We start from the raw sequence: 16,231 nt of genomic DNA, 5'->3' as shown, positions 1-16,231 counted from the left end.
AAGACGGCAATGGTCAATTTACCAGCACAATTCGTCACGTCTAGTACAGCAGATATGAAGGGACAAAAATACTCAGATCTAGTTGATTATGCTAATAATTCGGAAAAGACAAGTGATTTCAATAATGAATCCATGAACGATTTAATTGACTTAAAGGAACAATTTAGCAAACCTGGCTATGCCAACCGAAATTCTGCGGTAACAGAAACGCATCCAATATTTGGAAGCGATAAACTCAATTATGATAATCACGATGTTTCTGTATTGAGAAAAGACTTGGATGAGGCTCAAAAAAATGGCAATAATATCCATGAACTTGCTTTTTCAATTAGAGGCGATTGGTTAGTTAAAAACAATCTCTATGATCCCGAAACTCGTATGATAGACCAAAATAAATTGAAGCATGCAGAACAAGAGGTTGCTAAGACGCTAATTAACAAAGGATTTAATTTACCTTTGGGAGAAGATGAAAATGACATTGTTTGGTTTGGTGTGATTCATCAGGATACTGACCACCTAAACATGCATCTGTGGTTTGCTAAAAAAAGCCAAGAAACGCGGCCTGAGATGGTCAAGCAAGAAGGTAAGTACAAAGGGCAACCAATCGGCGTTATACCTCTAGAGATGATTGAACAAGCCAAGCGACAGTTTAGAAAGCAATTAATGTCATCACGTGAACTAAGGCGGCATCAGGAAATATTGAAAGGCGTTGGTGGTTTTAAAAAAGAAATTATTGAGACAGCACCAGAAAACCTCTTAAATGACCGCCATGCCAAAGCCATCAAGCAAATTTATGATGCTTTACCTCAAGACATGAAAGGACGGTGGCAGGTTGGTAATGCTCATTTAACAGCTGAAAAAGGCAAGATGGCAAAAGCAAATCAATTAACAAATCAACTATTAGACGATTTGTTTGCCAAAGAGCTTAAAACTGAATATGAGGGTTTTAAGTCGCTGGCACAAGGATACGACGCCATTAATATTGAAGACCATGGCATGATGCATAAGGGACAACGCAAATGGTCTGAGAATAAGGAAGAGGGATTAAGGAAACGCTTAGCGAATCAACTCTACAAACATTTGGCACAAATTGAAGACATCTCAATGAATGATATTGACCAACAAATGTCTGAATTGCTAAGACGTGTTAAAAAGCTTGACAAAGGTGGTTACGTAGACAAAACTAAAATTGCATCTAACCCTCAGGAAAAAAATTCCCCCTCCAAGCCGTTGATCAACAATGTAACCCCAAATTCAAATCACATAGGTGATCAGATGCCAGTGCGGGGTGGTTCGTTTAATAAAATTAGTCGCTTGTGGCGGCAGGACATCCGTGCTGAGATAAACGCAGAACGTCAATTCTTAAGAAATCAAAAGAAAGTTGAACAAGAAAAGGCTCAAGAAGAATATGAGTCCCAAATATCAAGAGGAATGTAAGGAGAAGTTATTGTAACAGCAAATGATTACTTATACGTCTACTCAAATGACAAGGAAGACCGTTATCATCATCTACCACCACTAGAAATTGCGGTAAAAATATCTCGTATCCTATCAAAAAGATTTACAGTTAAAGATTTGATCTGAATCGTCGTGAAATGCTTGCAGATAAATTCAACATTACTGATTACAGTTTGAGCAAATTATTGAAAGCAATGCAAAGTGATGATTATTGCTACGCTATGATACATTAGTAGTGAGGACACAAATGATTAATAGTAAAGATACACGCAACATAATGAAAAAGTCTTTAATATTCCGTTGTTAATCGTAAGGTCATCATTTTTTATAATAAAAAAAGAGTGTACGTTACATCCACTATAAACAGGGCTAATAATAGCTGTTCAATAGTAAGAATTTGGTAGTATAATATGACTATGTTTAAGAAAGTATTTAATAATCGATAATTAAAACATGATTATGTAATTTAACAACATTTATTAATTATCCGTTTTACTTTTGGTCAAGTAAAGTTATGAGGAGTTGTCAATGTCTTTAGGTCAGGGGTTCGAACCCGTAAAAACAACAATAGGTCAGATGTTAATTTCAAGAAAATATCAAATTCCCGATTTTCAGCGAGAATTTACATGGGGAAAATCAGATTTTCAAACACTCGCAGAAGACATATTGCAAAATGAAAAAAAATCAGCAACGCTATTTTTAGGAACATTTATGTTCATAGGTTTACAAGGCGATGATGTTGTTAAGATTACCGATGGACAACAGCGACTGACTTCAATTTTCATATTCCTAGCATGCTTAAGAGATAGGCTATATGAAATTGGAAAAGACAATTATGGTGATGCAATACAGGAGCGTTTTTTATGTCAGCGAGATAATGAGAATGCACTGCAGGCTACTTTGGAAACTAATGCTACGTACGAATATGTTGACTATATTTTAGTAAATAAAAATCCGTACTACGATGATGAAAATTTTGGCGAGAATAACGACGAGATCCAAAAATTCAAAATTGCCCAAGAGGTTTTTAAAAAAGTACTCGAACATAATTCTGATCAAAATGACGAAGAATATTTCAAATGGTTATTGTCAGTCAGAGAAACAATTACGAAAGCCTTTGCAATAAACCTATTTTCCGCTGATAAAAAAGAGGCTTATTTAGCATTTGAAAGTTTAAACTCAAAGGGACAACCGTTATCTGATCTTGACTTAATAAAAAATAGAATAATTTACACTGCTGAAACCCAAAACTTTATTGCTAAATTTGTTGACATGTGGAAAAAGGTACGTGAAAAGAACGCTGACTTAAAACAAAAAATTTTTGTGGAATATCAACCACACGGTTCAATTGATCAATGGTTAATGATTAGTGTTCTAAAATCGAACAATATTTTAGATGACGATTTTTTATATCTCGAAAATTATCAGTTATATAAGTCTTTTAAAAACTATTTCACAAATATTAGTGAAGGAATTGATAGTACATATTTAAAAATCATTAATCAATTTAAAGTTTATTCTGAAGCATTACATGAAATTTATTTTCCAAATATAAATAATTGGCACAGCCAAACTGGTAAAAGAATATATAGAGATTTTGGATTCTTGTCTTTGCTATTGAATAGTGATTATATAAATGACGTGTCGTTATTGGATATGCTGACTGAGCTATTTATGGTTGCCTACCACAAACACAAAACTACACATTACTTTACCAGCACATTACTCTTAGAAATAACCGATTTCATTTTGGGAAGCTGCATCCTTTTTGGTGTGGTTAGCCAAGTATCGCAACTGATTATTGGTCAAAGAAGAAAACAAGTTCTTTTTAGGCAATCTTTGAAAAATATTTTACACGAGCTCAACTTGGCATCAAGTAAAGCAGAATCTTATGCGTCTGTTTCAAATTTAAAAGCATTAATGTTTCTATTTTATCGTGCTAACAAAAACAATAATCTTTATACTAACATTCATTTCACAAAAAAAACAGGAAACGATAAAATTAAAATTTATGAGAACATAACAACAAAATACATATTAGAGTGCGTTTTTCTTTTCGAAAATAACGTTTCACTTGTAGATTCGGGCATGTCTGTTGAACATATTGTGCCAGAATCAACTCAGAAACAGTATACGAATAATTTAGGTAACTTAACGTTATTAGAAGATTCTATTAATTCCGGAGCAGCGGATACGCCTGTGAGCGACAAAATTGAAAACTACTATTCTCAAAGTAGAAATAAAGATGTCTTACAATCCGTGATACCTCATTTTCAAAACATTATTCATCAAGAAGAAAAAATTAAAATTGACGAGCGAACTCGATTTTTAGAGTCAAAGTTTTTTGAGTATTCTGAAAATCTTTTTAAAATTTAGTTTCAGTATACTGTAGATTGCAAGAATTAACCGAACACTGCAAACTGCTGAAAAACCTTTCGTGGTGATTGCCAGTTGAGTGTTTTCATTGGTCTCGCATTGATCCAATGATTAATTTGATCTAATTCTTTGGCGCTAACTGTTTCAATTTTGCGTTCTTTCGGTATAAAACGACGGACGTATCGATTTAATATCTCATTACTCCCACGTTCTTCTGGTGAATATGGGTGCGCAAAATAGACTGGAATGCCTAGTTTTTGCTCGATTTCGTTATATTTTGCAAATTCTCGCCCACGATCAACAGTGATTGACTTGCCATTTTTGATCCCTTGAAAAAAACGAATTCAGACTGGTGACCCCTTCAATATACCAATGTGGTGATTCAAAAAGACAGCGATAGCTGGTGTTAGCGTGTCATGACGACCACGTAGATGACGTTTTTTCAATGCCAACGCATGAGCAATCTCAGCTTTATAGGGTGTAACTTGATGAATTTCAATCGAAACGGTTGAAGGAGAGCGTTTAATAAAGCGCGCAATGGCACGAACAGAATAATTCAATTCGAGTAAAGTTTGAATGACAGTGCGTTCTTGAGATGATAAACTAGTCATGAGTCGCAGTTCCTTTATGGTTGTTTTAGACAATTACCATTAAAGGCGCTGCGGCTTTTTTATTCAAGTGTTCGGTTTAATTTTACAATCTACCGTTTACACAGACGACCAGGAAGACAGTTATTATCATACAACCACTAAATATTGCGATTAAAATATCTCGTATTCTGTCAAAAAAATAACATTAAGAATATTGACAAAAATCGTCATGAGATTCTTGCGGATCAATGCAACATGGCGAATTTCAGCATCAGCCAGTTACTCAAAGGTATACAGTAGCAAGACCATTTTGAAAAGGAACAATATAATTTGAAGTTGTAATCCGCTAAAAATTCTTATTGATTTTTATAATCAGTCTAGAATTGGTCTGTTGATTAACTGCCCCCCAAAAAAAATAAGCGCTCTGGTAAGTATGATTGGTAAAAAAGGATTTTTTAAGGATCTCCCTACTAGGAAGAAATAAGTATTACCAATTCCATAGGGAACAATAAAATATTTGGTGTATGATAATAAGTCATTATGCTAGATGTATTTGGAACAATAATGAAGTCCAAGCAGCCATTGGTTGGTATATCAATTTGTATAATTGCCATTGCATATCAAATGTCGCCTAAGGAACTGAATAAAAATAGTCCAATTTATTGATTTCTGAGCATATAGAGTTGATGTTATAATAACTGTAGGAATCTTTTTATACGGGGGAACTTTATGGCAAGACTAGATTTGAATAACCACTTGCTTAATCAGGAGATTGGAAATTCGAAAGTCATTGAAATTTATCGTGATGGTAAATTTATTGGGAAGTACACACTTGAGAAACCTGAAGCCATAACAGAACTTGAAGTAAGTAAAGTTATAAATTCCGGAAGCAAATATTTCGTACCAGCATATCAACGAGGATATCGCTGGACTAAAAAGCAAGTTGAGGATTTGTTAGATGATATTTGGAATTGGGAAGAAAATGCTAGATATTCTTTACAACCGATTGTAATCAACCAGTTAGAGGATGGTCGAATAGAGTTAGTTGATGGGCAACAGAGACTAACGACTATTTACATAATTTTAAAAGCATCTGGATTGGATAATATTAAGTATCAAATTGAATACAAAACCAGAAAAGGAACAGCGGAGTTTTTAAAATCTTCTTTGGGTGACGAATCGAAAAGCTCAGAAAATATCGACTGGTTTTATATGCATCAATGCTACACGACTGCTCAAAGTTACTTTGAAAACCATAACCAGGACCAATGGTTGGATAAACTCTTAGATAGAGAAAGAGGGGCTTTTTTTATTCAGTATCAAATATTGAAGGAAGTAGATTCTCGTAAAGTTGAGCAGATTTTTACTGGACTAAACGCCGGAAAAATTCCTTTGACCAATTCAGAACTAGTGAAGGCACTGATTTTAAGAGAAAATAATTTTAAAAACGAGACTTATCATAATGAATTTGTCGAAATAGCACAAGAATGGGATCGAATTGAAAAAAGACTTCAAGAGCCTAATTTTTGGGCTTGGCTGGGACAAAATTTAAGTAATGATTCACCTCATATCGATTTAATTCTTGATGCTGTTGCTGATTTAATCAAGCAGGAGAAAAACTATAATCTTGAAAAGAAAGTATTCCAAGAATTATATAGTTACAACGTTATTAATAAATATTTTCATGAAAGAGACAATATAGGCATCGTATCGACTTTTTGGAAAAAAGTTAAACAATGCTTTATGACATTTGAAGATTGGTATTCAGATAATGAAATATATCATCTTGTGGGCTATTTGTTAAATGCGCAAAAAGTCGATATTAAATCTTTATATCAACAATATCTTGAACATGATTTTCTGGATTTTAAGACATTAATAAAAAAGATAAATTTTGATGAATTATCATTGGAATCTACAGATTTACGAAAAGGATTGTTGCTTTTTAATATAGTAACATGTATCAATACTAAGTCTAAGTTCCGTTTTGATGACTATGTCGAAGGGAAATACGATGTAGAACATATATCACCACATAGTCGTTTTGATAAAATTCAAAATCTAAAAGAAAGAGTGGAATGGATTAATTCTATACGTGATGCCAATTTACCTATTTTTTCTTCACTAGCATTTGAGTGTGTGGAGAAAATTGCCGGAGATGATGAAAAGTTTATTGATTTTTATAATTCTGTAATTAGACTAACAGAGAGTAAAACCTGGGACAGGGATAACATAAATAGATTGGGTAACCTGTGTTTACTTGATGCAGAAACAAACCGTGGATATGGGAACAAACCGTTTCCTTTGAAGGTGAAGGCAATTGTTAAAATAGACATGAAACAATCTAGATATTTATTGCCAACAACAAAGAATGCTTTTTTGAAATATTACTCAGATTTAAATGTTAATAATCTGACATGGGATGAAAGCGATGCTGAAGCATATGAAAACGTGATAAAAAATACTATGTTTGATTACTTTAGATGGGAGGAGACAGAAGATGAAAAGTAAAGAGAAGATGACTTTACAAGGGCTCCTAAGTGATGAAATATCAATTCCCGCTATCCAAAGAGATTACGCTTTTGGAAGAAGCAATATTGAAGGCAAACAAAAGAGAATAAATTTTGTTTCTAGTCTTTCAAATGTTATTAACGGTAATGAAAAAAGTCTTCATCTTGATTTCATCTATGGAAAGCATGTTGGCGATTCTTTTATCCCATTAGATGGACAACAGCGAATTACAACTTTGTGGTTATTGGCTATTTATCTATCAAGGAAAAATAATAAAACGGATGATTATTTATCTAGATTTACTTATGCTACTAGAACAAGCACAAGAGAGTTTTGCTCAGCAATCATTGAAGAAGCATGGAATCCCGACAAAACATCTGTTGACTATTTTCAAAGTCGGAAATGGTTCTTTAATTCTTGGCGATATGATCCAACAATTTCTGGAATGCTCGTAATGCTGGAGGAAATTCATAAACAATTACCTAATGGTGGTAATTATGATAATTTAACTAAAATCACTTTTTCTTTTTTGGATGTAGAAGAATTAGGGCAACCAGAAGAATTATATGTAAAAATGAATTCTCGTGGAAAACCGCTATCTGAATGGGATAATTTTAAAGCAGAATTATTTGGAATTCCTGATTCCGATGACTTTAAAGATTGGATTGATAATGATTTTTTAGATTTCTTTTGGAAACTTGGTAATGACGGAGAAGACAAGGCTGAAAACGCTGAAAGCAGAATGCTCAGATTTTTTTATTTAAATATATTTTTGAATAGACTAATGGATGAGCAAGAAAAGAATAATGACGAAATAATGCAGTTTATTCATAAAAGCTGGGATACCCTTATTGATTATCAGTTCCTTTCAGATATAAAACACTTTATAGAGATGCTGGATAAATTTAAAAATGATATTAGTCAATATGTTTCGGATCGCTTTGTTTCAATTCGTGAAAATGATTTTTTTAAGATATTAAAAGCAACTAAAAATGATGATTTTGTAAGAGATTTAGATTTATATTTTGCATATTGGAAGTATATTAGTCAAGTAAATGAAGAAACGTTTGATATTGATGAGTTGTTTAATGTTGTACGAATTTCAACAAATATTGAGGAAAGTTATAGAAAGGAAGTAGGAAACACAAGAACCTCATTAAAATCTTTTGAATATGCTATTTCGTGGCAAAAAGGAATAATAGATTATATGGCTACTCAAGATTTAACTAATATCTCTTTTGGTGCATATTCCGATGAACAAAAAAATGAAGAAGTTGTAAAAGCTAAACTAATATTGGAAAATCCGGCATGGGTAACACCGATATATAAAGCTGAAAGCCACCCGTATTTTAACGGAACAATTGGATGGATACTCAGAGTGGCTAATGAAGATTTAGGGGAGTTCATAAAATACTCTAAATGGCTACTTAAAAAATTTGATAAAAATGGGATCAAAGATAAAACAGAAATTGCAGATATGTTGAGATATTCTGATATTAGAATGAACCGCTTTTTTCCAAAGAATTCCGGCGATGGCAATGTATCTAACTTATTACGCGATAGGTCATGGAAAAAATATTTTCGAGATAGAGGGTATAAAAAAGAAAAAATCGATATTGAATGGATAAAACAATGGTATAAAACCGATTTTATTGATGTTTCTGAATTAGAAGTATGGAAACAATGGATTATTTCTTATCCAAAGATTGTTAATCGTATTGGAGCTGTTGATGTATGGGAAGACACCGTTTTTGGCCTTCTGTGGCGAGTTGGAGTTTTCAATTCAAATAAATTTAGTTTACCTATAATTGCTGCTCAACAGTATCTTGGTGATGAATTTTCGTATAGTGGGAATATGGATGAAACAATAAATACTGTTAACATTAATAAATCTAGAGTTGTGCAGCTATCGTTTGATAACAAGAAACAAGATTTCGTTATTGCGAAAGATGATGTGACCATTGAATCAGTTTCGGCATTACCGCTTGTTAGTTCAATTGATAGATTAAAAAAAGTATTGGATGGTCCTATTTCAATAAAGTAGGCAAACAAAATTAGGCTTTTAACTGACAAACGATAACCTGCCGGTGTATTGGCTGCCCACATATCACTGTGTAAGCACTTTGGGGTTGCCGCTCGCTTTCGCCTGAGGGCTCGTCCTCAACTATGGTTAACTAACCCCGTGGTATTAGAAAACAACCAGTGCTATATGGAGGAGGCTTTAGCTCCATGAAACTGGTTCTGAAAACACCATTACAAGTTTTGTAGAAACAAAACTGTTAGCATCATTTAGAACAAAAATTAGCTATTAAACGTAATTAATTAGAAAACAAAGAAACACAAATATCTCAAATGCAAACATCATTAAATAAGCAACAGCAATTAGCGGTTCAGTACAAAAAATTTTAGAAGAATTTAAGGCAGAAACAAGGAATTTAAAAGCATAAGGGCCCCACAAGGAATAAAAAAGATGATTCTTCTCCAAAAGAGACAATAACAGACTATATAAAAAAATTGCCACAAAAGGAAAGTAAAAAGTGGTGGCAATTTAAAAAACGAGGGCAAAAAAATGATTGATTCAAAAATTATGGAGACAACAAAGTCTATTTTGAAAGATTTTGGCAACACATATTTTTCAGATAAAGGCACTTTAAGGCGCAATAAAGTAATAGAAGACCTTGATGCATACACACCTATGTTGATGAAGGCATTACTAGCTAATCAACTAATTCATGACACTTATACGGAGTCAATTGTTATAGATGATAAAAATGTAGAACTTTTTAAGTTAAACCAATTTATTGAAATGTTTACGTATAAAGAATACTGGCAAGATAGCTATACAAAATTTGAGAATAAAATTGGCCTTACTGCTGGTGGTAAGTTTATTGATGAGACTGCTGATGTTGTTCTAGATTTTCCATTCAAGGATACTGTTTTAAAAGCTGGTATGACGAAAGAAGATCAAAAAGACGCTAACGAACCCTTTTTGCATGAAACGATAGCTAGATCTGAAATTGATCAGTTATTAGAACCTAAAATATTTGTAAATGTTACTAAGTATGATCAAGAAAGTTTAGACGGTGCATCCACTGATAATTTTGATGACGATAATTTGATCATCAAGGGAAATAACTTGATTGCTTTGCATTCTCTGAAAAATAGATTTTCTGGTAAGATTAAAACCATTTATATTGACCCACCCTATTATTTTGAAGCTAATAAAAAAGAAGATACATTTAAATATAATTCTAATTTCAAACTTTCTACATGGCTTGTATTCATGAAAAATCGTTTGGAAGTTGCAAGAGACTTATTAAGTCCAGATGGAGCAATTTTTGTACAAATTAGTGACGATGGTGTTGCAGAAGTTCATAGACTTTTAAAAGAAATTTTTAATAAGAGTGATGAAAATAATTTTATTAACAAGATAACTGTGAAAACCAAATCACCATCAGGATTCGCTAGTGTCAATGCAGGAGTCTTTGAGACAGCTGAATATATTTTAGCTTTTGCTAAAAATAAAAAACAGTGGACTTACAATCAACAATTTGTTGAAGCTAGTTATGATGAAAATTATAAATTTTATATTCCTAATAAAGAAGAAAGCTACAAAAACTGGAACATATTGAACTTATTCGACTTTATCGCTGAGAAACAGGGATTTACAAATAAAAGAACTGCTATAAAGGAATTGGGAAGAGCTGCTTTCCATGAGATGGTTGCGGGTTTTGCACTTGAAAATAAAGATAAAGTTTTTCGTTATACCGCAATAGGCAATAATGCAGGAGCAGATATTGTTATAGCTAGGGATACTTCAAAGAAATCTCCAGATGATATCATTTCCATGCCTCGTGAAAAATATTATGATGTTTATATCAGGAACGGTAGTGAGCTTGCTTTTTATTCAAAAAAAGTAAGAGCTATTGATGGTGTCGATGTTCCAAGCATTCAACTCTCAAACATTTGGATGGATGTTCCTTATGAAGGAATTGCAAAAGAAGGTGGGGTAACACTTAAAGGTGGAAAAAAACCTGAAAAATTAATCCGAAGAATTTTGGAGATGAGTTCGAATCCTGGAGATATAGTGTTGGACTTTCACTTGGGGAGTGGCACAACAGCATCAGTAGCTCATAAACTTCAACGAAAGTATATTGGTCTTGAACAACTTGAAATTCAGATTGTGGATATCAAAAATAGGCTTCAATATGTTATCGCTGGGGAACAAGGTGGAATCTCTAAAGATGTTAATTGGCAAGGTGGTGGTTCATTTGTCTATGCTGAATTGATGGAAAAGAATCAAGGTTATCTCAAAGATGTCCAACAGGCCGAAACGACGAAGCAATTAGAAGATGTCGTTAATCGTATGATGGTGGGTGGAGCTGATTTTGATTTCCAAGTTGACGTCGAAGAAGTCTTACAAGATCCTGAATACCAAGCCATGGCATTGGCTGATAAAAAGCAGCTGATGGTCAAGGTCATTGATAAGAATCAGTTGTATTATGCTTACAGTGATATGGAAGATCGTGATGTACAAGAGCTGATGTCTGAGAGTGATATTGCCTTTAATAAGAGCTTTTATGGGGAGCGTGATCTGTAATGGCCAAAAAGAAAGCACGAGAACTTGTCTTACCTATTGTTCATGAAATTAATGACTATACGAGTGACTTTTTAAAGAACGACGAACCTAGACATGCGTTTGTTTATCCGGACTACATTAAGCACAATCTCAAACATCAGTTACGTGATTATCAAAAGCAATCACTGTACAACTTGAATTACACGCAAAAGGATGTCAATGGTGCTAGTCGCTTTAATCAGTTGTTATTCCATATGGCCACTGGTTCGGGAAAAACTGATGTGATGGCAGCTGATATGCTGTATTTTTACCATGAATTTGGCTATCAAAATTTTCTGTTTGTCGTTAATACAAACGCGGTGATTGCTAAAACCCGTGAAAACATGCTGAATGTTCAGTCACCAAAGTACCTCTTTTCACAACCACTCAATATTGATGGGATGCCGATTGAATTGCGAGAAGTCACCCGATTTCCAACAAATAGTGAACCAGGCGTGATCTACTTGTGGCTCACAACGATCCAAACTTTAGCAAATGAATTAAATACACCACGCGAAAATGGTTTAACTTATGCTGATTTAGAGAAACAGAAGTTGATTATACTAGCTGATGAAGCGCATCATTTTTCTGCCGGCACAAAGAGCAAAGCAGATCAAAAAAATAAAGCGTGGGAATACGTCTTAGACCGTATTCGACAAGCTAATAAAGCCAATCGACAGTTAGAATTTACAGCCACGATTGATTTGAATAACGAGTTTATTTACGAAAAATATCAAAATAAAGTTATTTTTCAATATGATTTAAAAGAGTTTCAAAATGCTGGTTACTCAAAGAAAATAGCCCGTTTACAAGCTAATTCTGATGATAATGAAAAAATGCTAACTGCAGTGTTATTGTCACAATATCGCAAACGGATGGCTATTCAGGCTGGTGTACCAGACTTTAAACCAGTCATTTTATTTAAATCCAATAAAATTAAGGTTTCACATACGTTTTACCGTCAATTTTTGACAATCATCGGCCAGCTGACTGTTGAAGATTTAGGACAATTTATTGCAACACAATTGAACACCACACAATCATCTACTTTGCGCCAAGCCTATGCTTATTATCAATCAATTGATATGGGGAGTTTGGTACGCGAATTGCAACGTGATTTTAACCAATCGAATATAATTGATGTTAATGATAAAGGTAACAAGGGGATTTTAGAGGACTTAGATAAATTTCACAAGTTGAATACTTTAGAGGAACCAAGTAATCCCGCTAGAGCTATTTTCGCGGTCGCAAAGCTTTCTGAAGGTTGGGATGTCTTAAATTTGTATGATATTGTCCGAATTGGGGAGCAACCCATTACGTCAACACAAACCAATAGTGAGGCGCAATTAATTGGTCGTGGTGCGCGCTACAATCCCTTTGTCTATGAAGAGGCAACATCGTTTACGCGACGGTTTGACCATAGCACGCCAGAATTACAGATATTAGAGTCCTTACATTATCACACGATTAATGATAAAAAATATATTGATAATCTGACAAAATCTTTTGAAGCAATGCAGCTCCAAGTTGAAGATGATAAAGACTTTGATATTTTAACCACGACAGTTAAAGCGTCATTTAAGCGTTCCGATGTCTATCAATATGGCAAGCTGTATTACAATGACGTCGAAGATGTCCCTGAGAGTGAATACAATGGGTTGGCAAAATACGGTGTTCCCGTTGCGGAACTACCTACCGTCAATATTGAGACGGCAACCCTAGAAGCAACTGCCTTTGATACACAAAATGTTGCTGGTATGAATGAGACACGACTGGTAAAGATTGATGATGCCCTCGTCAAAAAAGCATTGGCACGGAATCCTTTCTTCAGATTCAATACCATGAAAAAATATATGCCGACGCTAAATTCTATCTCGGAATTTATGTACGAGGCACAGTGGTTGGGGCAAATAAAAGAAATCCAAGCAACGGTATCGACGGGTTCAGATGCAGTGCTTAGTCGAGAAACACAGCTATTAGTCGTTGAAAAATATCTAGCCTATATTCAGCGCATGTTAATCATGAACTATAGGCGCCAACGCGGAACCAATAAGTTTATTGGGTTGCCAATTAAAGATGCCGTTCAGGATTATCAGAAGCGTGTTCCCGTGAACTATTCTGATGCTGGTGTTCATGGGTTAATTCAAACTTATGACTATAAAAAGGCACCTTGGTTTGTCTATAACGAGGCTATTGTCGATAAATTGGAACGCAGTTTAATTGAATTAATCCACGGATATGTAGAAAAATTACAAAGTAAATATAAAGATGTGTACCTCATCCGGAGTGATGAGCGTAATACTAAGGTAAAATTGCATGAATTTGCAGGAGATATCACTCATTATGCTGGTTTTTTACCAGACTTTGTGTTGTACTTGGCTAATGAATTTTATATTTATCAGATTTATATCGAACCCAAAGGAGATCCGTATCTTATTCAAGATCAGTGGAAAGAGGACTTGTTAACGAGTATTTCGCCTGAGAGTGTCGATGTTATTGGCGAAAATGATAAGGTAAAGTTGTATGGTGTTAAATTCTATGTTGCGGGTGATGCCCGTCAGGTACGAAACAAAATTCAAAATATAGCTTTCTAAAACAGGGTCTATAACTAAATTATCGCCCCTAACAAAACCTATTAAAACAGCCCCTTATATCTAACCAGTAGATATAAGGGGCTGTTTTTAATTTTATATGGTATAATAACCCATAAAAACTATAAGAGATTAGGTATAAAAAATGGCAATAAATAAGGAAAGCGTAGCATTAAATGTAATCAACGAATCTTTGAAATTACCTTTTATCAAAGTAGATCGCTCTGATTTTTTAACTAAAACATTTAGTAACAAAATAGATGATATGCCAAAGTTATTCAAGGAAGGTCCCCAGGCTTTTTTTTCAAAAGAAGAACTCGATCGTATTGCTAGTAACGTTATCAATTCAAATGTATTGAAATCCTCATCAATATCATTTGCAAGTGGGTTACCAGGTGGCGTAGCTATTGCAGCAACCATTCCTGCTGATATGGCTCAGTTTTACGGATACTCTTTAAAACTAGCTCAAGAAATATCATACGTTTATGGATATCAGAATATTTGGGATAACCAAGATGAATTAACGGAAGATGCAAAAAACACGCTAATTCTTTACTTAGGTATCATGTTTGGTGTGAGTTCCGCTGGATCAACTATTCGTATTTTATCTAATAAATTAGCCTTACAAGCACTAAAACAGCTTCCTAATAAAACGTTAACTAAGCATCTTTACTTTACAATATTGAAAAAGGTACTGGCTATATTTGGAACAAAATTAACGAAAGCAACTTTTGCTAAGGGAGTATCCAAAGTTATTCCAGTCGTAGGGGGAGTTTTATCAGGAAGCATGAACTATCTGTCATTAAAACCAATGGCTAACAAACTGAAAGATGAGTTGGGTAAATCCGTCAATTATACGCAACAAGATTTCGAACAAGATATCAAAATATTAAACGAAGAAGATGTATTAGTTACTGAGTATGAGCCAAATGGTACAACAACATACGATCCGTCTGATATCAATCAAATAGACAAAATTTAATTAACGGGGAGGTATATGATGTCTCAACAGATTGTACTGCCAATTAAAGACTCAAACGTATTAAAGATGGTACAGGACACCTTATTAGATAGTTTTCGCGCTGGTCGTCGAAACTACACCATCTTCCAAGTTGGAAAAGCCACTCTACTACGGGTGAGTGATGTCATGACGTTAAAAAAATCAGATGTCTATAATCCCGATGGAACTGTTAAAAATACGGCCTTTATTCATGATAAAAAGACAGGCAAAGCAAACACCTTATATTTAAAGCCTGTCCAACAAGACTTGCTACAATATCATGATTGGCTGCTCCAAGAAAACATCATTTCTGACTGGTTATTTCCTTCAACGGCACATTCAGATCGACATATTACTGAGAAACAGTTTTACAAGGTAATGGCGCGCGTGGGGGAGCTATTAAGCATCAACTATCTAGGCACACATACCATGCGTAAAACAGGTGCTTATCGCGTGTATACGCAGTCGAATTACAACATTGGTCTAGTCATGCACTTACTGAATCATTCTAGTGAAGCTATGACTCTAGCCTATCTTGGCTTGGATCAAGCAAGTCGAGAGACGATTCTCGATCAAATTGACTTTGGATAATGGTTCTGCTCATAAGTTAATAAATTGGACTATTTTGTTCAGTTGGTTGGATTAATCATCAAAAGACAAAAAGATCTATACCAACTAACGTTAACATAATCGCTGCTATACAAAGTAGCGTAGGGACAGGCTTTCTTGAACCTGTTTTTTGTTTGTGAAATAGCAAAATTCACAAGCTGCCCATAATGCAGATTTTTTTATTTCACAAACACACATGTTTGATGTATTTCACAAGCGACTGTGTTTTAGACCAATTGCTGTTTTGACGTATGTTATACTAATTACAGCAAACAAGTTAAGATGGTGGCTATCCTGAGTGGAGGTGGTGCTTATGGTGTTAAAACTGTAAACCCAGATTCTAGGAAAGGAGATGCCTAGTGTCCGTTTCGGATACTTTACAGCTAATGATTGGTTTTGGGACATTTGTCTTGATGCTGGTTGGATTAGTTGTTGAGCTGATAAAAAGCAGCAATAAAAAATGATCATCTTGCTTTAG

At 34.3% G+C, this 16,231-nt stretch carries 9 protein-coding genes and 1 pseudogene; 9 read left to right on the top strand and 1 reads right to left on the bottom strand.

Going from position 1 to position 16,231, the window contains the following annotated elements:
* Both mobP2 and IEU71_RS03445 read left to right on the top strand, forming a co-directional pair.
* Positions 1-1,437 (top strand): MobP2 family relaxase (gene mobP2, locus IEU71_RS03450; RefSeq protein WP_188349628.1); only part of this gene is annotated, 1,437 nt, incomplete at its 5' end.
* A gap of 549 nt (positions 1,438-1,986) precedes the next feature.
* Complete coding sequence (locus IEU71_RS03445; protein WP_004915880.1) at positions 1,987-3,834, top strand: GmrSD restriction endonuclease domain-containing protein; 1,848 nt, start codon at positions 1,987-1,989, stop codon at positions 3,832-3,834.
* Between the two features lie 26 nt (positions 3,835-3,860).
* Here IEU71_RS03445 and IEU71_RS03440 read toward each other — a convergent pair.
* Positions 3,861-4,445 (bottom strand): annotated as a pseudogene (locus IEU71_RS03440) (IS30 family transposase).
* A gap of 708 nt (positions 4,446-5,153) precedes the next feature.
* On the opposite strand from IEU71_RS03440, the gene IEU71_RS03435 reads away from it, so the two are divergent.
* From IEU71_RS03435 to IEU71_RS10310, 7 genes are all read left to right on the top strand, one after another.
* Positions 5,154-6,935: a DUF262 domain-containing protein gene (locus IEU71_RS03435; RefSeq protein ID WP_004915884.1), complete on the top strand. Its 1,782-nt coding sequence runs from the start codon at positions 5,154-5,156 to the stop codon at positions 6,933-6,935.
* Complete coding sequence (locus IEU71_RS03430; protein ID WP_004915886.1) at positions 6,925-8,979, top strand: DUF262 domain-containing protein; 2,055 nt, start codon at positions 6,925-6,927, stop codon at positions 8,977-8,979. The genes IEU71_RS03435 and IEU71_RS03430 overlap by 11 nt, the downstream gene beginning before the upstream one ends.
* 525 nt (positions 8,980-9,504) lie before the next feature.
* The gene (locus tag IEU71_RS03425; protein ID WP_004915888.1) at positions 9,505-11,535 is read left to right on the top strand and encodes a DNA methyltransferase; all 2,031 of its coding nucleotides are present in this window, start codon (positions 9,505-9,507) and stop codon (positions 11,533-11,535) included.
* Positions 11,535-14,147: a DEAD/DEAH box helicase family protein gene (locus IEU71_RS03420; RefSeq protein ID WP_080519748.1), complete on the top strand. Its 2,613-nt coding sequence runs from the start codon at positions 11,535-11,537 to the stop codon at positions 14,145-14,147. The genes IEU71_RS03425 and IEU71_RS03420 overlap by 1 nt, the downstream gene beginning before the upstream one ends.
* Before the next feature lie 142 nt (positions 14,148-14,289).
* On the top strand, positions 14,290-15,126 hold the full coding sequence (locus IEU71_RS03415) for an EcsC family protein (protein WP_004915891.1): 837 nt from the start codon (positions 14,290-14,292) through the stop codon (positions 15,124-15,126).
* Positions 15,127-15,144: 18 nt separating this feature from the next.
* Positions 15,145-15,735, top strand: coding sequence for a site-specific integrase (locus IEU71_RS03410; RefSeq protein WP_004915893.1), 591 nt, complete (start codon positions 15,145-15,147; stop codon positions 15,733-15,735).
* Positions 15,736-16,139: 404 nt separating this feature from the next.
* Entirely contained in the window at positions 16,140-16,217 is a 78-nt protein-coding gene (locus IEU71_RS10310; protein WP_233539856.1) for a putative holin-like toxin, read from the top strand.
* The last annotated feature ends 14 nt before the right edge of the window (positions 16,218-16,231 follow it).

This window comes from Leuconostoc falkenbergense, from assembly GCF_014634805.1.
Taxonomy (GTDB): Bacteria; Bacillota; Bacilli; order Lactobacillales; family Lactobacillaceae; genus Leuconostoc; species Leuconostoc falkenbergense.
This window is presented reverse-complemented; position numbering and strand designations above follow the sequence as displayed.

Excerpts from the sequence above, each read along its gene's own strand:
- IEU71_RS03410 (WP_004915893.1), top strand. The coding sequence starts at position 15,145 with ATGTCTCAACAGATTGTACTGCCAATTAAAGACTCAAACGTATTAAAG.
- IEU71_RS03435 (WP_004915884.1), top strand. The coding sequence starts at position 5,154 with ATGGCAAGACTAGATTTGAATAACCACTTGCTTAATCAGGAGATTGGA.
- IEU71_RS03425 (WP_004915888.1), top strand. The coding sequence starts at position 9,505 with ATGATTGATTCAAAAATTATGGAGACAACAAAGTCTATTTTGAAAGAT.
- IEU71_RS03445 (WP_004915880.1), top strand. The coding sequence starts at position 1,987 with ATGTCTTTAGGTCAGGGGTTCGAACCCGTAAAAACAACAATAGGTCAG.
- IEU71_RS10310 (WP_233539856.1), top strand. The coding sequence starts at position 16,140 with ATGATTGGTTTTGGGACATTTGTCTTGATGCTGGTTGGATTAGTTGTT.
- IEU71_RS03415 (WP_004915891.1), top strand. The coding sequence starts at position 14,290 with ATGGCAATAAATAAGGAAAGCGTAGCATTAAATGTAATCAACGAATCT.
- IEU71_RS03430 (WP_004915886.1), top strand. The coding sequence starts at position 6,925 with ATGAAAAGTAAAGAGAAGATGACTTTACAAGGGCTCCTAAGTGATGAA.
- IEU71_RS03420 (WP_080519748.1), top strand. The coding sequence starts at position 11,535 with ATGGCCAAAAAGAAAGCACGAGAACTTGTCTTACCTATTGTTCATGAA.